General features: G+C 72.0%; 21 protein-coding genes and 1 CRISPR repeat array. Of the genes, 10 read left to right on the forward strand and 11 right to left on the reverse strand.

Annotation, left to right across the window (positions count from 1 at the left end; translation table 11 throughout):
* The first annotated feature begins 254 nt into the window (after positions 1-254).
* On the forward strand, positions 255-1,004 hold the full coding sequence (locus ACZ37P_RS20150) for a peptidoglycan recognition protein family protein (RefSeq protein WP_467347798.1): 750 nt from the start codon (positions 255-257) through the stop codon (positions 1,002-1,004).
* A gap of 175 nt (positions 1,005-1,179) precedes the next feature.
* Here the strand turns inward: ACZ37P_RS20150 and ACZ37P_RS20155 are convergent, their stop codons facing one another.
* Positions 1,180-2,283 carry an LLM class flavin-dependent oxidoreductase gene (locus ACZ37P_RS20155; protein ID WP_467347800.1) on the reverse strand — a complete coding sequence of 368 codons (1,104 nt, stop codon included), beginning with the start codon at positions 2,281-2,283 and terminating at the stop codon, positions 1,180-1,182.
* A 158-nt stretch (positions 2,284-2,441) separates the two neighbouring features.
* Between ACZ37P_RS20155 and ACZ37P_RS20160 the strand changes: the two genes are divergently transcribed.
* Positions 2,442-2,762: an SCO0607 family lipoprotein gene (locus ACZ37P_RS20160; protein ID WP_391041766.1), complete on the forward strand. Its 321-nt coding sequence runs from the start codon at positions 2,442-2,444 to the stop codon at positions 2,760-2,762.
* Between the two features lie 77 nt (positions 2,763-2,839).
* Here the strand turns inward: ACZ37P_RS20160 and ACZ37P_RS20165 are convergent, their stop codons facing one another.
* The gene (locus ACZ37P_RS20165; protein WP_467347803.1) at positions 2,840-6,331 is read right to left on the reverse strand and encodes a phosphodiester glycosidase family protein; all 3,492 of its coding nucleotides are present in this window, start codon (positions 6,329-6,331) and stop codon (positions 2,840-2,842) included.
* 340 nt (positions 6,332-6,671) lie between these two features.
* On the opposite strand from ACZ37P_RS20165, the gene ACZ37P_RS20170 reads away from it, so the two are divergent.
* Positions 6,672-7,535, forward strand: coding sequence for an SCO2400 family protein (locus ACZ37P_RS20170; protein WP_467347804.1), 864 nt, complete (start codon positions 6,672-6,674; stop codon positions 7,533-7,535).
* Positions 7,536-7,636: 101 nt separating this feature from the next.
* Here the strand turns inward: ACZ37P_RS20170 and ACZ37P_RS20175 are convergent, their stop codons facing one another.
* On the reverse strand, positions 7,637-8,770 hold the full coding sequence (locus tag ACZ37P_RS20175) for a peptidoglycan recognition protein family protein (RefSeq protein WP_467347806.1): 1,134 nt from the start codon (positions 8,768-8,770) through the stop codon (positions 7,637-7,639).
* Between the two features lie 54 nt (positions 8,771-8,824).
* Complete coding sequence (locus tag ACZ37P_RS20180) at positions 8,825-9,274, reverse strand: hypothetical protein (protein WP_467348122.1); 450 nt, start codon at positions 9,272-9,274, stop codon at positions 8,825-8,827.
* On the opposite strand from ACZ37P_RS20180, the gene ACZ37P_RS20185 reads away from it, so the two are divergent.
* Positions 9,171-11,726 carry a lamin tail domain-containing protein gene (locus ACZ37P_RS20185; protein ID WP_467347808.1) on the forward strand — a complete coding sequence of 852 codons (2,556 nt, stop codon included), beginning with the start codon at positions 9,171-9,173 and terminating at the stop codon, positions 11,724-11,726. The genes ACZ37P_RS20180 and ACZ37P_RS20185 overlap by 104 nt on opposite strands.
* 192 nt (positions 11,727-11,918) lie before the next feature.
* A CRISPR array of direct repeats spans positions 11,919-12,189; the repeat unit is 23 nt; unit sequence CCCCCCGCGCGTGCGGGGATGAC.
* 31 nt (positions 12,190-12,220) lie between these two features.
* On the opposite strand, the gene ACZ37P_RS20190 is transcribed toward ACZ37P_RS20185, so the two are convergent.
* Positions 12,221-12,886 carry a peroxiredoxin-like family protein gene (locus ACZ37P_RS20190; RefSeq protein WP_391041760.1) on the reverse strand — a complete coding sequence of 222 codons (666 nt, stop codon included), beginning with the start codon at positions 12,884-12,886 and terminating at the stop codon, positions 12,221-12,223.
* 122 nt (positions 12,887-13,008) lie between these two features.
* Here ACZ37P_RS20190 and ACZ37P_RS20195 point away from each other — a divergent pair, with 122 nt between their 5' ends.
* Positions 13,009-13,644, forward strand: a complete 636-nt coding sequence (locus ACZ37P_RS20195; RefSeq protein ID WP_355339855.1) for a TetR/AcrR family transcriptional regulator — start codon at positions 13,009-13,011, stop codon at positions 13,642-13,644.
* A 638-nt stretch (positions 13,645-14,282) separates the two neighbouring features.
* Here ACZ37P_RS20195 and ACZ37P_RS20200 read toward each other — a convergent pair.
* Positions 14,283-14,951 carry a formylglycine-generating enzyme family protein gene (locus ACZ37P_RS20200; RefSeq protein ID WP_467348112.1) on the reverse strand — a complete coding sequence of 223 codons (669 nt, stop codon included), beginning with the start codon at positions 14,949-14,951 and terminating at the stop codon, positions 14,283-14,285.
* Positions 14,952-15,241: 290 nt separating this feature from the next.
* Here ACZ37P_RS20200 and ACZ37P_RS20205 point away from each other — a divergent pair, with 290 nt between their 5' ends.
* Both ACZ37P_RS20205 and ACZ37P_RS20210 read left to right on the forward strand, forming a co-directional pair.
* Positions 15,242-15,682, forward strand: coding sequence for a VOC family protein (locus tag ACZ37P_RS20205; protein ID WP_401717549.1), 441 nt, complete (start codon positions 15,242-15,244; stop codon positions 15,680-15,682).
* A 44-nt stretch (positions 15,683-15,726) separates the two neighbouring features.
* A complete protein-coding gene (locus ACZ37P_RS20210) occupies positions 15,727-16,491 on the forward strand; it encodes a cytidylate kinase family protein (RefSeq protein ID WP_467347810.1) in 765 nt (254 codons plus the stop codon).
* 15 nt (positions 16,492-16,506) lie between these two features.
* Here the strand turns inward: ACZ37P_RS20210 and ACZ37P_RS20215 are convergent, their stop codons facing one another.
* The gene (locus tag ACZ37P_RS20215; RefSeq protein WP_401717543.1) at positions 16,507-17,358 is read right to left on the reverse strand and encodes an SDR family oxidoreductase; all 852 of its coding nucleotides are present in this window, start codon (positions 17,356-17,358) and stop codon (positions 16,507-16,509) included.
* A 105-nt stretch (positions 17,359-17,463) separates the two neighbouring features.
* Here ACZ37P_RS20215 and ACZ37P_RS20220 point away from each other — a divergent pair, with 105 nt between their 5' ends.
* Positions 17,464-17,874 (forward strand): winged helix-turn-helix transcriptional regulator, encoded by a 411-nt coding sequence (locus ACZ37P_RS20220; RefSeq protein WP_467347812.1) that lies wholly within the window; start codon positions 17,464-17,466, stop codon positions 17,872-17,874.
* A gap of 49 nt (positions 17,875-17,923) precedes the next feature.
* Here the strand turns inward: ACZ37P_RS20220 and ACZ37P_RS20225 are convergent, their stop codons facing one another.
* Positions 17,924-18,370: an anthrone oxygenase family protein gene (locus ACZ37P_RS20225; protein WP_467347814.1), complete on the reverse strand. Its 447-nt coding sequence runs from the start codon at positions 18,368-18,370 to the stop codon at positions 17,924-17,926.
* Positions 18,371-18,467: 97 nt separating this feature from the next.
* Here ACZ37P_RS20225 and ACZ37P_RS20230 point away from each other — a divergent pair, with 97 nt between their 5' ends.
* The gene (locus ACZ37P_RS20230) at positions 18,468-19,046 is read left to right on the forward strand and encodes a TetR/AcrR family transcriptional regulator (RefSeq protein ID WP_391041751.1); all 579 of its coding nucleotides are present in this window, start codon (positions 18,468-18,470) and stop codon (positions 19,044-19,046) included.
* Between the two features lie 45 nt (positions 19,047-19,091).
* On the opposite strand, the gene ACZ37P_RS20235 is transcribed toward ACZ37P_RS20230, so the two are convergent.
* From ACZ37P_RS20235 to ACZ37P_RS20245, 3 genes are read right to left on the reverse strand one after another with little or no spacing between them, the layout of a single operon-like run.
* The gene (locus ACZ37P_RS20235; RefSeq protein WP_467347816.1) at positions 19,092-19,313 is read right to left on the reverse strand and encodes a DUF397 domain-containing protein; all 222 of its coding nucleotides are present in this window, start codon (positions 19,311-19,313) and stop codon (positions 19,092-19,094) included.
* Positions 19,314-19,333: 20 nt separating this feature from the next.
* The gene (locus ACZ37P_RS20240) at positions 19,334-19,555 is read right to left on the reverse strand and encodes a DUF397 domain-containing protein (RefSeq protein WP_402712857.1); all 222 of its coding nucleotides are present in this window, start codon (positions 19,553-19,555) and stop codon (positions 19,334-19,336) included.
* A gap of 2 nt (positions 19,556-19,557) precedes the next feature.
* Positions 19,558-20,373 (reverse strand): helix-turn-helix domain-containing protein, encoded by an 816-nt coding sequence (locus tag ACZ37P_RS20245; RefSeq protein ID WP_401851583.1) that lies wholly within the window; start codon positions 20,371-20,373, stop codon positions 19,558-19,560.
* A gap of 229 nt (positions 20,374-20,602) precedes the next feature.
* On the opposite strand from ACZ37P_RS20245, the gene ACZ37P_RS20250 reads away from it, so the two are divergent.
* Complete coding sequence (locus ACZ37P_RS20250) at positions 20,603-21,115, forward strand: ATP-binding protein (RefSeq protein ID WP_467347818.1); 513 nt, start codon at positions 20,603-20,605, stop codon at positions 21,113-21,115.
* Positions 21,116-21,181 lie beyond the last annotated feature (66 nt).

Here is a 21,181-nt window from a genome sequence, read left to right on the forward strand (position 1 = left end):
CGAGCGGGGAAATGCATGCCGCGGGGCCGAGGGCGGCACCCGTGGCGCGCGCCCGTCCGCCGCGCGCCCCGCCCCGTGTCCGCCCCGCGCCCGGCGCCGTGTCCGCCCCGCGCCCGGCGCCGCGTCACGCTCCGCCGTATGGAGGAAAGTTTCATCCGCACTCTGTTCTGCGGTGGTTACTTGGCATTAAGTTCCAACGACAGCTGCCCGCACGGAATTTGACGCTCTCCCTCACCCCCACCACGGGAGCACACATGTCGGTCCCTGAGCACTTCGCCATGCCCCGCACCGCCCAGTCCCGCGCCGCCCAGTCCCCCACCGCCGAGTCCGGCACGGACGAGTCCCGCGCCGCCCTGTCCCGCCGCCGCTTCCTCGCCTCGGCCGCCGTGCTCGGCGCGAGCGCGGGAGCCGTGATCGTCGGCGCCGCGCCCGCCTCCGCCTCCGCCGCGCGGATCGTCCCCGAGCCCAACATGTTCGACACCACGGCGTGGGGCGCCCGCCCGCCGTCCTCCCCGGTCAGCCTGGCCGGGAACAACCCCAACAAGATCGTCGTGCACCACACCGCGTTCGCGAACACCGCCGACTCCGGCACGTCCGGCTCGTTCGCCATCGCGCACGAGATCCAGGACCTGCACATGGACACCAACGGCTGGATCGACACCGGCAACCACTTCACCATCAGCCGGACCGGCATCATCATGGAGGGCCGCCACCGCAGCCTGGAACGGCTGCTCGCGGGCAGCAACATGGTCGTCGGCGCCCACACCGTCGGCCAGAACACGCAGGGCATCGGCATCGAGAACAACGGCACGTACACCTCGGTCGCGCCGCCGTCGATCCTCTACGCCAGCCTCGTCAGCCTCTGCTCGTACATCTGCTACAAGTACGGCCTCGCGCCGACGCAGATCTTCGGGCACCGGGACTTCAACGTCACCGAGTGCCCCGGCGACAAGCTCTACGCGATGCTGCCGCAGCTCCGGTCGGACGTGGCGTCCCGGATGTAGCGGCGGGTCCGCCCGGTGCGGCGCCGGGCCCGCGCGGGTTCGGCGCCGCGCCGTGCGGACCTCCGGGTTCGGCGCCGCGCCGGGCCCGCGCGGACGCCAAGGAGGCCGCCAAGTCCCTCGACACCTGGCAGTCCGCCCACGCGTCCCGTACCGCGGCCCCGCTGTCGAGGCACGGCTACGAGGACTGAGCCGGGCGCCAGCCCAGGGCCGGGCCCAGGGCGCCGGCGAGGTCGGTGAGGATCTGGACGTAGTCCTCGTGGGCGAAGGTGAAGGGCAGGGCGAAGGCGACCTCGTCGATCTCGCGGAAGGCGGCGTGGGCGTGGAGGCGTTCGGCGAGCTGGGCCGAGGGGCCGACGAAGTCGGGGGAGAAGAGCATGCGCGCCGGGCCCTGCGGTGCCATGGTGCGCGGGAGGCGCTTGCGGGCGTACTCCTCGTAGCGGGCGCGCTGCGCGGGCGTGGCGCTGTCGGTCGGGATGACGACGAGGCCCTGTGAGACGCGGGCGCGGTCGCCGTCGGGGTGGTGGGCGCGGAAGGTCCTGATGTGGGAGAGCTGGATGTCTGCGAAGTCCGGCGCCGGGCCCGTCACCGCCGCCTCTGCCGCCTCGGCCTCCGCCGGATTCTCCGACTCCGCCGCCTTCTCCCGATACTCCGGCTCCTCCGCCTTGACGACGCTGCTCGTCAGGAAATTCATGCCGTTCTCGCCCGCCCACCGCGCCGACCGCAGGCTCGCGCCGCCGTACCAGAGACGGCCGCCGAGGCCGGGGGAGTGCGGCTGGACGCGGTCGGAGAAGACCTCGATGCCCTCGACGCCGCTGAAGTCGGTGGCGCGCTCGCCGCGTACGAAGTCCAGCAGCCGCCGGACGCGCGGGTAGCCGAAGTCCTCGGCGTCGGCGGTGTCCGGGTAGAGCGCGGGCCCGACCTGCTCGAAGTGCGTGGGCGGCCCGACGCTGACGCCGGGGTTGAGCCGTCCGCCGGACAGGATGTCGACCGTCGCCAGATCCTCCGCCAGCCGCAGCGGATTCTCCCAGCCCAGCGGGATGACGGCGGTGCCCAGCTCGATCCTGCGGGTGCGCTGGCTCGCCGCCGCCAGCACGGCGACCGGCGAGGAGATCCCGTACTGGAGGTGCCGGTGCCGCACCCACGCGCTGTCGAAGCCGAGCCGTTCGCCCAGCTCGATGATCTCCAGCGTCGACTCGTGCCCCCGCCGGGGGTCGGCCTCGTCGAACAGCCCGATGGTCAGGAAGCCCAGCTTCCGCAACGGCTCGGATTCCAGCGGCACAGCACGCCTCCCACGTTTCCGTCCATACTCACGCCCGCCCGCCGCCCCCGCACTCCGTACCCACCGCGACCTGAGTACGAGCACGGATGATTCGGACACATCCGCGCGGCCACACTGGTCCAGGAGCGAAGATCACCTACGCGAGAGGCGGCAGCGCCGTGCAGACCAACCATCCCCGTCGGCCCCGGATTCCCGCCGGCCCCCGGCTCACCCTGATCGGACTGTCCCTCGCGGGCGTCGCCTTCATGGGGCTCGGCTCGGCGTGCAGCATGCAGGACGCGATGTGCTCGGGCGGGGAGTACCCGGTGGCGTCGGTCGGGCCCCCGGCGGGCGGCGGGGCCTGCGTGTCGGACAAGGAGGAGCCGCCGAAGGGCTTCGTGCGCTACCCGAAGGGCAAGGTCCCCCGGCACGTGGACGACAAGTGGGACAAGTACTGGCAGGAGCACTCCCTGGACGCCGAAGGCAACGAGGTGAAGTGAGGCCCCGCCGCGGGGGGCGGGACCTCACAAGGCGTGCCGGGCCCGCGTACGGATCGGCGTACGCGGGTACGTAGCGGCTACTTCAGCGTCACCGTCGCCGACGCCGTCAGGCCGCCCGAGGCGACCGTCACCGTGACCGTGCCGCGCCGCAGCGCGGTGAGCGTGGCGGTCGTCGGGTCCAGGACCGCGAGGGTCCCGGGACGGCGCTTGGCGGCCTTGGCCTCGGAGGGCGAGTCGGTGACCAGGACGCCCGCGGACCCCGACCAGACCACCGTGGCGGGGTAGCGCAGCGGGAAGCGCAGCCCGAACTCGCTGGTGATGCCGGTGGCCGCCAGAGCGGCCGACGTGCCGACGGGCACGGGACCGTCCGCCGTCAGCTCGATCCCGTCGATGACCGGGCGGCTCTCGGCCCGCAGCCACTCGCGGGTCCGCGGGCTCGGCTGCCCGGCCCGGACGCGCGCGGGCCTGGGGTCGACGCCGACGTGCATCCAGCCGAAGAAGCCGCCCTGGTCGGGCGAGCTGTAGGGCGTCTTGCCCACGGCCGGGGTGGTGACCTCCAGGACGCCGTCGGTCCGCGTGACCGACGCGGTGTGCGCGTGGCCGGTGAAGAGCGCGACCGGCTTGCCGGAGGTCTCCCGGAAGTCGGCCAGCCACTTCTGGAGGAGCCCGGCCTCCAGTTGGTCGGCGAGCTGTGAGGCGCCCGCGCCCGAGGGGTCCCGCAAGGGGTGGTGGAAGGACAGCACGACACCGGTCACCGACCGGTCCCTGGCCGCCTTCGCCAACTCGGCCTGGAGCAGCGGCACTTGGTCCCAGTCCGAGGTCCGCATGTCGCCGGTGTGCGAGTCCAGCAGGATGAAACGGGTCCCCTTGTGGTCGAAGACCTGCCGGTTAGGGCGGCCGGTCACGGCGAGGAACGCGTCGAGGCCGCCGGTCGCGGACAGCCCCGCCTCGTGGTTGCCGGGCGTCCAGTACACCGGCAGCCCGGCGGGTACGTGGTCGCGCAGCAGCCCGTTGGCGAGTGCGAAGTCCTCGGGGTTGTTGTTGTCCACGAAGTCGCCGTTGATCAGCAGGAAGTCCGGCCGGGTCGCGACGGCCTGGCCGAGCGCGGTCACCGCCTGCCGCCCGGAGAAGGAGTCGAGCCCGGCCGCCGCGCTGACGTGCAGGTCGGACAGGACCGCGAAGGTCCACCGCCGGTCCGGCAGTCCGCCCTGCTCGACCACGTACGGGTCGGGCTGCGGGGCCTGCGAGGTGTCCGGCTGCTGCCCGACCTGCGCGGCGAGCCCGTCGAAGTCGAGCCGCCCCGCGTTCTTGTTGGTCTGCGACGTCTCCGCGATGTAGATCCGCAGCAGCGTGACCGGCTCCGAGTACCCGGCGGGGAGGTCCCCGACGACCCGCCGCCACCCCGTCCAGTCCACGGTCAGCGCGAGCGTGAACGGCACATTGGTGGTGCCCTGCGAGTACATCATGCAGCGCAGCCAGTGGTTGTTGCCGTCGCCGTTGACCCACAGCGCGATCCGCTTCGTGCCCGTGGGCAGCGTGATCGGACCGCCGCCGGCCACCGCGTACGCCGCCGACGTACTCGTCTGCCCGGTGAAGTCGTACGTGAGCCGCAGCGCGTGGTTGTCGGCCGCCGCGCCCGGCCGGTCGGGGGCGGCGACGAAGGCGACCGACGCCGTGCCCCGCGCGGCCAGCGCCGTCCAGTTCTCGGCCGGCTCGAACTCGGCCAGCGACACGTCGACCAGGCCGACCGTCACCGGCAGCCGGGCCGTCACGCCCCCCACGGTCGCCGTCAGGACGGTGGCCTTGCCGACCGCGCCCGCGTCACCGGTGATCCGGAGGCTGCCGTCCGGCTGCGCGGCCACCGTGATCAGGGCCTTGTCGTAGGCGAGTCGGACGTCACGCGGCGCGACGGGAGCGTCGAAACCGTCCGCGTCGTATCCGGTCAGGCTGACCGACGCGGTCGCGCCGGGGTCGATGGTGACGGCCCGCTCGGTGAACGCCAGCCGGTGCAGGTCGCCGAGGACCCGCAGTTCGTGCGCGCCGTCCGCGTCCCCGGACCGGGCGCGCAGCGTTCCCGCGCCGGGCTTCCTGGCGCGGAAGACGCCGTCGCGCGCGGTGCCGAGGGAGCCGGGCGAGGCCGACCACCGTACGGGGTCGCGGTGTTCGTTGATCGGCACCGGCGCCCACGTCTCGTCGTAGCCCGCCGCCGCGACGTCCACGGTCAGCCCCGGCACGACGCGGTCGGCGCGCGGGCGTACGTCGAGGCCGCGCAGCCGTCCCGAGCCCTTGCGGGCGGCGAAGAGGCCGACGCCGTTGGGCACGGGCCGCTCGCCGCCGTCCGAGGGGGTGTTGACGACTCCGGCCCCGGTGTCGCCGGGCCTGCGGGCGACGATCTCGGTGGAGCCGCCGCCGTCGAGCATGAACGCCTCGGTGGCGCCGAGCCGCACCAGCAGCTTGGCGGTGTCGTCGAAGCTGAGCCCGGCGGAGAAGTTGGCCGAGCCGTCGATCGCGACGAGCAGCAGGCGGTGGCCGCCGTCCAGCCACGCGATGGCGGTGCGCGGCTTGGCCGCGTCGTTGCCGGTGCTCGGCGGGAAGTCGATCGCCGTGCCGCCGCGCACCAGCACCTCGCCGCTGCCGAGCGCGGTGCGCAGCGCGACGGGCGCGTTCGTCCGCGGCGCGAAGTCGACGGTGACGGCGTCACCGGGCTCGGCGGCGGCCAGTTGGGCCGCCGCCGCGCCCCGGCCGAGCACGACGAGACCGCCCTCCGGCACCGCGGTGTCGGTGAGTTGGGCGTTGACGGCGGTGATCTTCCCGCCCGCGACGACGAGTTCGGTGTACGGGCCCGCGTCCTGGATGAGCGTGCGGCGCCCGGCGCCCCACTTCGGGGTGTACGCGGCGACGCCGTCGGCGGGCACCGAGGGCGAGTTGAGGGCGGTGAGCGGCCGTCGCGTCCCGGCGACCGTGACCGTACCGGTGAGCACCAGGTCGGCCAGCCGGGCCACCCGGTCGGCGCCGATCGCCGCGACGGTCGCCGTCTTGTTCGTGCCCTTGCGGAGTGTGCCGTCCTGGATTTCCGGACCCTCGGCCGCGAAGGTCTCGGTGATGTCGAAATAGTCGCCGTTGACGGCGGCCACGGCGTGCTGCGCGTTCGCCGCCTGGGCGAGCGGACGCGGATCGCTCACCTTGTCCGCGACGAGGTCCACGCCGACCGACGCGTTGCCGAGATCGGCGTTGAGCACATGGACCCGCGTCCAGCCGGTGCGGCCGAATGTGTCGAAGGACGTGAGGACGATACCCGGCGCGACCGGGTAGTCCGCGCGGCCCGCCACGAGGGATTCCCCCGGAACGGCCAACTGGTAATTCGGCGGCTTGTATTCGGCGTAACCGGGGTATTTCGCCGATTCCGGCGGAGTGAACGCCGGTGCGCTCCCGGCCTGTCCCGATGTGCCCTGTCGGCTCGTTTGCGCGCTCGCGGTTCCGGCGGTCGCGGTGAGTCCGGCGGCGACGGCGCCGACGATGAGGCCACGTCGCGTTATCCCCGAGGCGGCACTGGTTTGCTGATTCTCCATGGCGCATCACGCTATGGGTTTTTGCCGTCGATGAGATGAACGAAAACGTAGGTGAGGACATCGGGTTGCCGGTGCGCGGGCGGATTGCGCCCGAACGGCACCGTGGGCGGCGCCGCCTGCCGCACTTCACGTCGTTGACGCGAGTGCGGAACGTCCGCATTTGGCGGGCACGTCGGGATATTGCCGCCCAGGAGGCGGCGCGGCTTTTCAAAAAGCACACAGGTCGCTTGCAACCCCTCCCGTTACAGCTGTTAGTTTCGGTCGGGCTGCCCCTTCGCGGGGGACGTGGACATCCCTGCGGCCCACCCTCGGCCGCGAAGCCAGCGGAGAAAGACCACGAATGGATTACTGCTACACGTGCCGCCGCTCCGTCAACGGGGCGCTGGTGTGCCCGGGTTGCGGCGCCTACGCGCCGGAGACGGACGCGGCACCGGTCTCGTACGCGGACCCGGCGTCGTACGCGGCTCCGGTCTCGTACGCGGACCCGGCTCCGTACGAGCCCGCCGCGTACATACCGGAGCCCTCCGTCTTTCCGGCCACCCCTGCGGCTTCGGCTGGCGCCGCGGCTTCGGCTGACGAGGAGGGGACGGCGTCCGTCCTCGGGCCCTCCTCGCTCGTGCCCCGCTTGCAGGGCGGACGCGCCGCCCGGCGGCGGCAGTTGGAGCGGTGGAAGAAGAACCGGCGCCGTGCGGGCGTCGCCACGGCGGTGGCCCTCTTCGGCGGCGGCGTGACCGTCGCGTCCATGCAGAACCACGGCTCCGGCCGGGGCACGACGGCGTCCTCGTCGTACGACACCGTGACGCCGGTGACGCTGCGCACCGACAACGCGCAGGCCACGGAACCGACTTCGGGCTCGCACGCCGCCGCGCCCGCCACCCAGCGGCACACCCGTACCCCGGCGCTCCCCACGGCCGAGGCGACCCACCCGGCCGCCACCAACGCCGGTACGGCCCCGCTGCCCGCCACTTCCCCGGCCACCGGCCCGGCCCCGTCCGCCTCGACGGCTCCTTCGACGCCCCCGTCGACCGGCACGCAAGCCGTGAACACCGGCACCGGCACCGCCGCCGACACCCCCGCGGACCCCGGCACGACGACGACGGCGCCCCCGGCCACCACCCCCGCCGACCCCGCGTCGCCGAGCACGTCCCCGACGACGCCGCCCGCGCACCAGGGCCTGTGCATCCTGATCCTCTGCCTGCCGTAAGACCCCGGCCGGGACGTGCCCCGTAGGGGCGTTGGCTCCGCCCCCGACGGCGGCCCCAACGCCCCTAAAAGATCGGGTGCACCGCACCCGTATGGCGCGGGCTAACAGAAGGCCTCGCGGACCGACCCGCCGACCGCGGCGCACCACGTGCTCAGGTCGACCTTGCCGTTGGGGCGCAGGCCGTGCAGCCGCTGGAGGTCCTGGACGGCCTTCTGGGTGGCGTGGTCGAAGGTGCCGTTGACCGTGACACCGGCGAAGCCCTTGAGGGCCAGGATCGTCTGGAGGCCGCTCACCGGCAGCCCGGTGGCGTGCTTGTCGAGTACGGGCGCCAGCGCTTCCCACGTGGCGGTGTCGAAGGTGGCGTCGGGCGTGACCGGAATGCCGTGCGTGGTCTGGAAGTCGGCGACCACGGCGTTCATGTCGGTGCCGAAGACGCCGTTGGGCGTCAGCGCGGTGTACCCGGCGTTGTTGAGCAGGTACTGCGCGACCCCGACGACCTGGCTGTCCACGAACCGCCAGATGTCCGGCCAGCGGCGCGCGGGGATGTCCCGCCGGGGCGTGCGCATCTGGGTCAGGACGCGCGAGCGGATCGTCGGGAACTGCGCGTAGAAGGCGGCGCCGGGACACTCGGTGCCGAGCCGGAAGTCCCAGTGCCCGAAGATGTCCCAGGCGTGCAGGTCGAACTGCCGGCACACGGCGACGCACAGCTCCACCAGGGAGTCGAGCAGCGCGCGCGGCGGCGTCTCCGTGATGTACGTGCCCTCGTTCTCGATGCCGATCGCGTTGCCGTTCTCACCGGGGCAGTGCGCGGCCGTGACCTGGTGTTCCCCGGTGACCAGCGTCTCCAGGCTGCGGTGCCTGCCCTCCATGACGTAGCCGCCGCGGCTGACGGTGAAGTGCTGGCCGGTGTCGGCCCAGCCGTTGGTGTCCATGTGCAGGTCCTGGCAGTCCTTGGCGAGCTGGACCGCGTGGGCGCGCGAGTAGTCCGTGACGTTGGGGAACGCCATGTGGTGCAGGATGATCTTGTTCGTGGTGTTGCCCGTGATCTGGATCGGGCTGGACGGCGGCCGGGCGCCCCACGTGTCGCAGTCGATGATCCACGGGAATTGGGGCGACGGCGCGGCGACGGCCGCTCCGGGCAAGGCCAGTTCGGTCCCGACGACGGCCGCGACCGCTCCGCCCAGGCCGACTCTGAACAACGTGCGACGGTCGACCTCGTGCTCGTGTATGGCCAATGCATGCTCCCCGAGGAACGTGGCAGTCACTGTTAACTGCCGTGCACCCGGAGACTATTGAGCCTTCTGATGTCTGACCAGAATTGTTTCAAGATCGTGATGCTCGGTGTGGAACCGAAGGCTCACCTGGCGTTCGCCCGCGGTTCGCCCGCCATTCGCCGGGCTGTCGGAGGCTTCGCGGGACCCCTGCTCATTTCCCGCCGTGCCGACCGAAGAGGGACCCACAGCCTTGCAAACCTTGCATAAGAGATGGCGTGCGTCAATCACTCTGGGCGTCGCGTTCCTGACCGCGATTCCCTTTTTCCTCGCGTCCTCGTCCGCCGCCTCGGCGGTTTCGCCGGCCGGTTCGCCGGCCGTTTCACCGACTGTTTCGCCGACGGCCGACGCGGCGCCTTCCGCCGTGAAAATCAATGAGGTCGAGTCCAATGGCGGAACGCCGGGCGACTGGGTCGAGTTGGTCAATTCGGGTGCGATTGCTGTTGATGTGTCGGGTTGGCTCGTCAAGGACAATGACGACTCCCATGTGTTCACGATTGCCGCCGGTACGTCGATCGCGCCCGGCGGTTTTCTCGCGCTCGACGTCGACCCCGTCTTCGGGCTGGGAAGCGCGGATTCCGCGCGGCTTTTCCTGCCCGACGGCGTGACCTTGGTGGACGCGTACTCCTGGACCGCCCACGCGGCGACCACGTACGGCCGTTGCCCCGACGGCACCGGCGCTTTCGTCACCACGACCGCCTCCACCAAGGGCGCCGCGAACGACTGCGGAGCGCCCTCGTCGGCCGTGCGAATCAATGAGGTCGAGTCCAATGGCGGAACGCCCGGCGACTGGGTCGAGTTGACCAACACAAGTCCCGTGTCCGTGGACATATCGGGCTGGCTCGTCAAGGACAACGACGACTCCCACGTCTTCACGGTCCCCGCCGGTACGTCGGTCGCGCCGGGCGGTTTCCTCGCCCTCGACGTCGAGTCGGCCTTCGGTCTCGGCGGGGCCGACTCCGCCCGCCTCTTCCTGCCGGACGGCACGACGCTGATCGACGCGTACTCCTGGACCGCCCACGCGGCGACCACGTACGGGCGTTGCCCCGACGGCACGGGCGACTTCGCGACGACGGCCGCCTCCACGAAGGGCGCGGCCAACGCGTGCGCCGGTCAGGTCGCGGCCTCCCCGTGGCCGGGCGGCTCCTCGGTGACCACGGTCGACGACGCGAACGTCTTCGGTACGAACCTGAGCGGTCTGGCGTACGAGGGCTCCGGCGGGCCGACTCCCGGTGTGCTGTGGGCGGTCAGGAACGGCCCCTCCACGCTGTACCGGCTGGAGTGGGACGGCGCCAAGTGGGCGCCGGACACCGCCGACGGGTGGAGCGCGGGCAAGGCGCTGCGCTACCCGGACGGGACCGGTGACCCCGACGCCGAGGGGGTCGCCCTGACGGGCGCGGGACCTTCCGGCGGCGTCTTCGTCTCGACCGAGCGCGACAACGCGGTCAGCGGCGTGAGCCGTCCCGAGGTGCTGCGCTTCGACCCGCCCGGCACGGGGTCCGGCGCGCTGCGCGCCACCCGCGAGTGGAATCTGACCGCGGACCTGCCGCCGGTCGGCGCCAACAGCGGCCTCGAGGGCATCACTTGGGTGCCCGACAGCTACCTGACCTCGCACGGCTTCCGCGACCAGCACACGGGCGCCGCGTACTCCCCGGCCGCCTACCCCGACCACGGTGACGGCCTCTTCTTCGTCGGCCTCGAAGGCAACGGCAGCGTCTACGCGTACGCCCTCGACCAGTCCGGCAGCGGCTTCACCCGCGTCGCCGCCTTCGCCAGCGGCTTCCCGAGCGTCATGGAGCTCCAGTTCGACGCCGAGGCCGACCGGCTGTGGGCCGTGTGCGACGACACCTGCAACGGCCGTACGGCGACCTTCGCCGTGGGCGCCAACGGTGACTTCGCCGCCACCGGCCTCTACGAGCGCCCGGCCGCGATGCCCAACCTCAACAACGAAGGCTTCGCCTTCGCCCCGCGCTCCGAGTGCGTCGACGGCCGCAAGCCGGTCTTCTGGTCCGACGACAGCGACGACGGCGGGCACGCGTTGCGCGGCGGCACGATCGCCTGCGCGGCGAGCGGTGCCTTCCTGCCCCTGAACGGCTTCTCCGACGTGGCCCTCGGCGGCACCACCTCCGGCCGTGTCGTCGCCACCGGCGGCCGTACGGTCCTGGTCTCCGACGCCCGCGACCCCGCGGGCGTGCTGGTGTACGTCGGCCCCGGATCCGCCCCCGCCCAGGTCCAGTTGACCGGCGGCGCGGCCACGCTCTCCCTCGGGCGCGGCTCCTACGAGATCACCGGCTCCGGCCGCACGACCACCGTGCGTACGGTCGACGGCGAGCCCGCCGTCCTCGCCCCGGTCCCCGCGACCGTCGCCCGCGGCGCCTCCCTCACCTACACCGAGACCCCCACCGGCCTCACCGGCATCCGCCACACCGGCTCCGTCACCTTCGGCCCCTGCACCGGCGTCGACATCCAGAACGTCATCCTCGGCACCCCCGGCAACGACCGCCTCACCGGCACCCCCGGCAACGACCTCATCCTCGGCCGCGGCGGCAACGACACCGTCGACGGCGGCGGCGGAAGCGACTGCGTCCTGACCGGCGCGGGCAACGACCGCATCTCCCTGCCAGGCACCGGCCCTTCGTACACCGACGCGGGCGGCGGCAACAACGTCGTCTCGGCGGGCGACGGCGCCAATGTGGTCCTCGCGGGCAGCGGCAACGACCAGATCACGACGGGTGGGGGCGACGACCGCGTGGACGCGGGCGGCGGCAACAACGTCGTCTCCACGGGCGACGGCTCCGACACCATCCGGTCCACCACCGGCAACGACACCCTCGACTGCGGCCCCGGCCTCGACACCGCCCACCCCGGCACCGGCAACAACACCAACGTCGGCGGCCGTTGCGAGACCTTCCTGTCCTGACCCCCGCCAAGAGAGGCCGGGCCCCCCGCCCGGCCTCTCCCGACCCCCACACGCGGCGCCACCCCGCCGTACCCTGTACCCAGCCCCGGCACGCACTCCCACCGCGCGGCGGTTCGCCCCATTTGCCCGACCCTTGACAGCTGGTTCCATCCGCCTCCCCCCACTGCTGAACATGCACGTCAGCGAGACCGCCCACCCGCGCGTGCGGGGATGACCCCCCAGCCCGTGCCAGCTACGCGGGCCACAGCATCTGCCCCCCCCGCGCGTGCGGGGATGACCCCTTCAGGATCGCGGCGTTCGGGAAGCGCTCGGGCTGCCCCCTGCGCGTGCGGGGATGACCCCGTCCAGGACCTCATGGGCATCGACTGGCCCGTCTGCCCCCCGCGCGTGCGGGGATGACCCCCGGTCCCAGCAGTTCGCCGATGCCGTCACCGAACTGCCCCCCCGCGCGTGCGGGGATGACGTGTTTGCTCAGGGCGCGGCTCCGCCGAGGGCTATTCGAGGGCCGCGACGGCGGCAAGGATCTCGGCGGGTTCCGACCGCGTCGTGTAATCGGGGTGGACGTCGATCCAGCGGATGGAGCCGTCGGCGCCGACGAGGACGGTCGTGGCGAGCGGGAGAGCGGCGGACCCGTCGGCGTTGACGTCGGTGAGGCGGACGCCGAGGGACGCCTGCGCGTCCTGCGCGCTGTCGGCGAGGGTGAAGACGATGCCGAGCTGCGCGGCGATCCGGTTCCCCGGGTCCGACAGTACGGCGTACGACAGGCCGAGCTTCTCGGTCATCGTCAGCGAGCCGTCCGGCTTCTGCGGGCTGAGCGCGATCAGGGCGACGCCCCGCGCTCGGAGTTGGTCGACCAGGGCCTCCTGGTAGGTGCGCAAGGTCAGGTTGCAGTACGGGCACCAGGCTCCCCGGTAGAAGACGACGACGGCCGGGCGCCCCGCCCGTACGGCCGAAAGGCTCGTCGGCCGACCGGTCGCGTCCAGAAGGTCGCCGTCGGGCATGGCGGTGCCCGGACCGGCGACGCCGTCCGGGACACCGGCCGCCATCAGCCGCCGCCTCTCGTTCTCGAAGGCGGTTCCGACCTCGGCGGGCAGCCGCCCGGCGGCCTGCGCCTGGACCTCGGCGGCCCGGTCGGCGACCGGGGTTGCGATGTCGTTCATGAGAGCGCCCCTTGCGTGCTGCGATTCGTGCTGCGATGGGCCCAGTGATTTCTGGGTCGCAGATTCCACTCTCGCGTCCAAAAAATGGGTTCTCAAGTCCAAAATGGTGTTAGCGTGGCGTCATGGCTACCGATACGCGCCCGACGGCCAAGCTGACGCCCAAGGGGCTGCGGACCCGGGCCCGTATCGTCGACGCCGCCGCCGAACTCGTTCACGAACGCGGCGTCGCGGGCGCCACCCTCGAAGACGTCAAGGCCGCGGCCCAGGTCAGCGGCTCGCAGCTCTACCACTACTTCGCCGACAAGGAAGCGCTCGTGCAGGCGGTGATCGACCGCCAGGCCGACGCCATCGTCACCACCACCGAGCAGGCGGGGCTCGACACGGTCGAGGGGCTGCGCGCCTGGCGCGACCTCGTCGTCGCCGAGGCCGGACGCCTCGACGGCCGGGGCGGCTGCCCGCTCGGGTCCCTCGGCGGTCAGCTCGCCGAGAGCGACGCGCGGGCCCGCGCTCGGGTCTCGGTCGGGTTCGGCCGCTGGTCCACCGTCATCGGCCAGGGGCTGGCCGCCTTGCACGCCGCCGGGCGCCTCCGGCCCGGCATCGATCCGGACGACCTGGCCGTCACCCTCCTCTGCGCCTTGCAGGGCGCACTCCTGCTCGCCCAGATCCAGCGGGACAGCCTTCCGCTGGAGACCGCACTCGACACTGTCCTGGCCCTGAGCCTCAGCCCTGGCGTCACCTTCGGCCAGCGCGCCGGATGACGTCCGACGGAACTCCGGGCGCCGCCGCCCCCTCGGTGCGGCGGAACGAACTGCGGTTCACCGCACGCTGATTGTCTGGACCCAGCCCCCGTGAGTCGCCCGCACCCACGTCTTGACGCTCGGTCCAGCCTTGGCCCCTGCGGCCGCCTGCCGTGGCCATATCCTGTGCTCGGGGCCGTGCGGCCCGCCTTCAGGAGCCGCTTGCCCTATTCGCCCGATCCTCGACAGTTGGTTCAATCGGCCCCTGCCCCCTGATAACCCCGCACGTCAGCGAGCCTGCTCCCCGCGCAAGCGGGGATGACCCCGTCGTCGTGCACCGCGGCCGGCGGCGGTGCGGCTGCTCCCCGCGCAAGCGGGGATGACCCCTGGTCAAAAGTCATCTCGGTCGGCATGAACGGCTGCTCCCCGCGCGAGCGGGGATGACCCCCGCCCACGACCGCCGCCCGCCGAACATGCGGCCTGCTCCCCGCGCGTGCGGGGATGACCCCTCTTCCCGTCTGGCTATAACGCCGTTATAGGTCTGCTCCCCGCGCGTGCGGGGATAGCCCCGGCCCGCAGGCCGTGTGTTGGGGGAACGGCGATGCGTGTCCGGACGTGGGCGACCGTGGAGGTCGATCGTCCTGCGACCCTTACGGTCCTTACGGCCGGGGCGGCGACGGCGGCAGCGTAGAACGTGCGACGCGGAACCCCACGTCGTCGATTCCGAACGTCGGATGGCTGCGGCGCCGCACGGACGCGCGGCAGCTCCAGTGCTCGTCGGCCCAGCCGCCGCCGCGCAGCACCCGGTAGGTCCCGTACACCTCGGCGTCGTAGACGTCCCAGCACCAGTTCCACACGTTGCCCAACATGTCGTACAGGCCGAAGGCGTTGGGCTCCTTGCCGCCGACGGGGTGCGTACGCCCGTCCGAGTTCCCCTGGTGCCAGGCGACGGCGTCGAGCTGCCCGTACCTCGGCCCCGTCGTCCCCGCCCGGCAGGCGTACTCCCACTCGGCCTCGGTCGGCAGCCGGTAACCGTCCGCCGTCTCGTCCCACTCCGCCCGCTCGGCCTCACGGTCCAACGCGTACGCGGGCGTCAGCCGCTCCCGCCGCGACAGGGCGTCGCAGAACTCCGCCGCGTCCCACCACGAAACCCCCTCCACCGGCAGCCGCCCGCCCTCCACACTGCTCGGCCTCCGGCCGGTGACCTCCGCGTACGCCTCCTGCGTCACCGGCACCGCCGCCATCTCGAACGCCGCGACCTCGACCTGCCAGCTCTTCTGCGTCCGCCGGTCCGACACCGTCACCCGTCCCGCCGGGACCCCAACCATGTCCTCCACAGCCGGCCACCCTACCGACCACCCCGGACCGCGCGGACGCGTGCGGCACGTGCTCACGGTCACCCGCCGGCACCGTCCCCCACCAGGCGGCCACCTGCCCCATTCGCCCGCCCCCGCGACCTTGCCGAACCCACCCCCACCCGCCGACAATCCCCCAGGTCAGCCCCTCCGCCGCCCCCGCGTAATGCGGGGAAGACACCCTCCGCGGAAGTCGAGGTATTCGCGGTCGGCCCTCGTCCGCGTCGGCCGCGATTGTCCGAGGTGCGCGTTACGGTCCTGTCATGGCAGCAAGAATCGATCTGACCCTTGATTGCGCGGACGCGAAACTCCTCGCCACGTTCTGGAAGACGGCCCTGGGGTATGTGGACGAGCCGCCGCCCGCTCCCTTCACGACCCGTGAGGAGTGGCTGGCGCAGTTCGACCTTCCGGAGGACGACTCCGCGGACGACGGCGCGTGGCTCTGCGATCCCGACGGCGTCGGCCCCCGGCTCTGCATCCTCAAGGTCCCCGAGCCGAAGACCGCCAAGAACCGGCTCCACATCGACGTCCGGGTGCCGGGACACGGCAGCCCCGACGAGCGGTGGGCACGGATCGAGGCGGAGTCCGAGCGGCTGGTGAAGGCGGGCGGGGTCGTCCTGGAGGAGTTCGAGGGGCACCATGTGGTGATGGCCGACCCCGAGGGCAATGAGTTCTGCGTTGCCGCGGCCTCGGCGGGAGGCTGACCGGGGACGGCATCCGCCCGCCCCTCACGTGGGGAGGGGCGGCGATGGAACGAGGCACCCGTCAGGAGCTCATCGATCGGCTGGCGGAGGCGGTCGGGGCGGCCGGTGCGGTCACGGCCGGGGCAGCCGGGGCGGCCGGGGCGGTCACGGCCGGGGCGGTCACGACAAGGCACCCGGTGCGGGTCGCGGTCGACGGGCCGCCGGCCGCGGGGAAGACGACGCTGGCCGACGAACTCGCCGTCGTGCTGCGGGCGCGGGGTCGCGAGGTCATCCGGGCGACGGTGGACGACTTCCTCGTCCCGCGCGCACAGCGCTACCGGCGCGGCCGGTACACCGCCGAAGGCTGCTACTTCGACGCCCACGACCGCGCCGCGCTGTGCCGGTTCCTGCTCGACCCGCTGGGACCTGGCGGAGACCGGAGGTTCCGAACGACGGCCTACGACGCGCAGACCGACACCGCGCTGTCGCCACCGGCCGCGACCGCCCCGGCGGACGCCGTACTCCTCTTCGACGGCGTCTTCCTCCTGCGCCCCGAACTCCTCGACCGGTGGGACCTGCGCGTCCTCGTGTCCGTCCCCTTCGAGCAGACGGTGGACCGGGCCCGGAGCCGGGACGCGGCCCTGACGGCCGCCGCCCGGAGCCGAGACGCGGCACTGACGGCCGCCGCCGAGATCGAACGGTCCTGGCGCGACCGCTACCTCCCCGCCCAGCGGCTCTACGCCGCCACGGCGCACCCCGCCGACCACGCCGACATCACTGTCCACAACACCCGCCTCCAGAACCCGAGTTGGGAGGTCAGGCAGGGCTGACCGGGACGCGGCGCCTCAGCGGAAGGCGGCGATGTTACGGGTGACCCAGTCGCGGAAGGGGCGCGGGGCGCGGCCGAGGACGCGCTGGACGTCCGGGCTGATGGCCAACTCGGCCGGACGCGGGGCGGAGAGGATGTCGAGGGTGTCGTCGGCGAGTTCGGCCGGTACGAAGCGGGTCATCGCCAACCGGGCCTCGTCGCGGGTGAGTTCGTGGAACCGTACGGGCGAGTCGAGCGCGGCGGCGATGGCAGCGGCCTGCTGACGTGGCGTGATGACCTCGGGCCCGGTCAGTTCGTACACCCCGCCGCTGTGCCGGTCGTCCAGGAGGCAGGCCGCCGCGACCTCGGCGATGTCGGCCGGGTCGACGACCGGAACCCCCACGTCGCCGAAGGGCGCGGCGACCGTCCGCTCCGTACGCACGGACTCCGCCCAGGCCAGGGCGTTGGACGCGAAGCCGCCCGGTCGTACGATCGCCCAGTCCAGGCCGGAGCCGCGCAACGCGTCCTCCACCGCGCGCATCGCGACCCGCGACGGGTCGAGCGGCCTGGTCGACACGCCCTGCGAGGACAGCAGGACGACCCGGCGTACGCCGTGGGCCGCGGCGAGGCCGATGAGGTCGGCGGGCCTGGCTTCGGGGGCGTGCAAGTCGCCGGACAGGAGCAGGAACAGCGCCTTCGCTCCGTCCAACGCCGCTGCCAGGCTCGCCGGTTCGGCCAGGTCGGCCGACAAGTGGCGTACGCCGTGCGGCAGTTGCGCCGAGCCGGTCGGGGGTCGCCGCGACACCGCCGTCACCTGCTCGCCCGCCTCCGCCAGTGCCTGCGTCAAAGGCCGGCCCACGTTTCCGGTCGCACCGGTCACCACGATCATGTTCGGCTCCTCGTTCCTGCTGCGTTATCCGTTGTGGCTACGGGGATTGACGCTAGGAGCCGGGCTTACTTTCCGTAAGGACATACCCCGAGGTAAGCTCCGGGCATGGAGGAAGGCGTGCAGCTGAAGCCGGTCGCGGCGGACCCTCGGTATGAGGTGTTTCACACCGACTGCCCCGCGCGCGACATGGTCGACCACGTGACCAGCCGGTGGGGCATCTGGGTGCTGATCTCCTTGCGGACCAACGACCTGCGGTTCTACGAGCTGCGCGACAGCATCCGGGGCATCAGCGAGAAGATGCTGGCGCAGACCTTGCGCGCCCTGGTCCAGGACGGCCTGATCTGGCGTGCGGTCGAGCCGACGACTCCTCCTCAAGTCACCTACGGCCTTACCGACTTCGGCCGCGACATCGGCGAGCCTCTCACCGACCTCTTCGACCGCATCACCCGCCGCCTCCCGCCGCCCTCGCCCGCCCCCGAAGGCGGTTCCACCCCGTCCTGGTCCCCTCGCCACTGACCGCCGACACGGCGCGCGCATGCGCCCGGGCGGGGGTGGGGCGGCCCGGTCAGAGGAGGGCGGCGGCCAGGAAGGCGAAGGCGGCGATGATGACGGCGACGCGGACGTAGTGAAAGCGGTCCCAGCGATTCATCTGCTGCTTCCAGTCGGCGGGCCGATTCTCGGGGGTCCAGGTCTTGCTCTGGTTGTTGATGGGGACGAGCAGCAGGATCGACATGATCACGCTGACGATCAGCAGCGCGGCACCGGTGATGACGAGGCCGACGCCGTCGTGGTGCCGTCCGGCGACGGTCCAGACGGCGGCGAGGACGAGCGAGCCGATGTACCAGAACGGCATCACGGCGCCGAGCATGCGACCCCCGTGGGCGCGGGCGAGCTGGCCGCTGTCGTCGGGCAGCGCGTTGAAGATCGGGTTCATGACGAAGGCGACGGAGAACTCCACCCCCACCATCACGCCGACGACGACGGTGGTGATGACCTCAAGTGCGTTGAGCATGGTGACCCTCCCGGAGATCAGGATCTAGCGTTGCTAGCCGTTGGTTCAACGCTAGACCTGCTACCGCTCGATTGTCTAGCGGTGCTAGAATCGAGTCATGTCGGTACAGGAACGCAAGGAGCGCGAACGGGCGGGCCGCGAACGCCTCATCGTGGCCACGGCCCGCGAACTCGCCGAGCGCCAGGGCTGGGACGCGGTCACCACGCGCCGCCTCGCCGAGCGCATCGAGTACAGCCAGCCCGTCCTCTACAGCCACTTCCGGGGGAAGCGCGAGATCATCGGCGCCGTCGCCCTCCAGGGTGCCGCCGAGATGGCCGTGGCGATACGGGCCGCGACCTCCGCCGTGGACGACCCGCGCGCCCGGGTCACCACCCTCGCCCGCACCTACTTGGACTTCGCCGAACGCAACCCAGCGGTCTACGACGCCATGTTCAACCTCGACGGCGGCCTCGCCTTCGCGCACGAGGACACGCCGGAGCCGCTGAAGGACGCCTTTGCCGCCCTGCTGGAGACCCTTGGCGAGGTGGCCGGGGACGGCGTCCACCCGGGGCTGTTCACCGAGCTGTTCTGGGCGTCCCTGCACGGACTCGCCACCCTGACCCGTGCCGGGCGGCTCCCGCCGGGGGACACCGAACGCAGAACCGAGCTGCTGGTCGACCGCCTCGCCGTCCTCTGACGCCCCGCCCCGGCCCCGCCCCCGACCCCGCGCCGGGGCGGACCGCTAGACGGTGGGGAGTTGGCCGGACTTCACGGCGTCGATGAAGGCGGACCAGGAGGCGGTGGGGAAGGTGAGGGCGGGGCCGTGAGGGTCTTTGCTGTCGCGTACGGGGACGGTGCCGGGGAAGTTGTCGGCGACCTCGACGCAACTGTCCGGGTCCGCCCCGCCGCTGTAGGACGACTTGCGCCACTTGGCGGCGCTCAGATTCAGTCCGGTGCTTGGCATGATCACTGGTCCTCGGACGTTCAGACGGTGGGGAGTTGGCCGGACTTCACGGCGTCGATGAAGGCGGACCAGGAGGCGGTGGGGAAGGTGAGGGCGGGGCCGTGGGGGTCTTTGCTGTCGCGTACGGGGACGGTGCCGGGGAAGTTGTCGGCGACCTCGACGCAACTGTTCGGGTCCGAGTTGCCGCTGTAGGACGACTTGCGCCACGCGGCGGCGCTCAGGTTCGGTCCGGGGCTTGGCATGGCTAGTGGTCCTCCAGCGCGGATCGCAGTAGGTCGAGGGACTCGGACGGCGACAGTGCGGAGTCCCGGAGACGATCGTAGGACAAGCGAAAGTGGTCCACCTCCTCTGTTTCCTCGACGAGTTGGCCGCTCCAACTGCTCTCGACGTAGGCGACCGTCCGTCCGCTGGGGAGCCACAGCAGTTGCAGCGAACTGCCGAGCAGATTGTGCAGGCCGACGCTGAACGGCACGACGTGAAGCGTGATGTTGGGCTGTTGCCCTGCCTCGATCAAGCGCTTGAGCTGGTCGTTCCACACAGCGTGGTCCTGAACTGGGCGTCGGATGACCGACTCGTCCAGCAAACCCCTGTAGTTCAGGCGCTTCACGCCGGTCAGCCGGTCCTGCCGCGTTATCCGGTCGTGGACCAGGTCGGCAAGCGGCTCGTCAGCGGTGTCGGCGCTGTGGACGCGGATCTGGGCCTCGGCATACTCCGGCGTCTGCAATAGGCCGGGGACGCTGCTGATGGCGAACTCCTGGATGCTCGTCGCCTCGGCCTCCAGGTCCTTGAAGCCCTGGTAACGGCTCTGCCCCGCCTCGCGCTTGGCGGCACGCCACAACTTGCTGAGCAGGTCACCGGTTCCGTACAGCCGGTCGAGCGCGTCGATGGCGTCGAGGGAGCCGAGCCGGACGCCCTTCTCCAGCCGTTGGAGATAGGACGGGTCGTACTTGGAACGATCGGCGAGTTCGGCCAGCGTCCAACCGGCGCGCTCCCGCTGTCTGGTGAGTTCGGCCGCGAGCATCGCGCGTGGGCTGAGTTCGTCCTCGGCTCCGTCGATCATCCGAGCGCCCGTTCCTTTCGCCTTGCCTCCGCCGTGGGCAACGAGCCTGTGGCCAGCGCCGATTGGCGGCTCCGCCTGCGGGTTTCGCGGCGGCGGCCACGTAACCGGGCCCGTACCCCTTGCTGTTCGCGGGGTCAACGGCCGACCCCTGGCGATCGTATGGCTCCCGCCTCACGCTTGTGTACGGAAAGTGAGAATTCGATCACGCACGGAGAGACGGTAAGGCGCTATGTCGGGAGTTGCCGTAGAGGCGAAGGGCGGTGGCGTGCCGCCGCCCCCGCAGCCGTACACCGATCCACAAGAGCTGTGGCCCCCAACGGCGTTGGGAGTACGGCGCGCCCGTCACTCGCTGATGCGAACCCTTGCCGCGTGGCGGGCCGAACGCGACGTGGCCGAGGCCGCCTGCCTCGTCCTCGCCGAACTCGCCGCCAACGCACAGCGCCACGGGCACGTTCCCGGCAAGCAGTTCGGCGTCAGCGCCCATCGGCTCGCCGACGGCCTGCTCCTCGAAGTCCACGACGCCGCCGGCGGTTCCTTACCCGTCCTCCTCGACGCTCCCACCCCTGATCTGGCCGCCGAACGCGGGCGCGGGCTCCTCCTCGTGGACGCCGTCACCCATGGCCGCTGGGGTGTCGCCCCGCGCGTCGGCGCCCCCGGCAAGGTCGTCTGGGCCCTCGTCCCGGCCCCTGCGTCTGCGTCTGCGCCGTGGGGCGACTCTGCGGTGCCGGGCCCCGCCCGCTGAGTCCTCGCCGCATCCTCGGCCCTACCCTGTACGCGGGCGGCCTCGTCGCGACGCGGTTCGCCGCCT

It is taken from the genome of Streptomyces sp. NPDC024632, assembly GCF_055559175.1.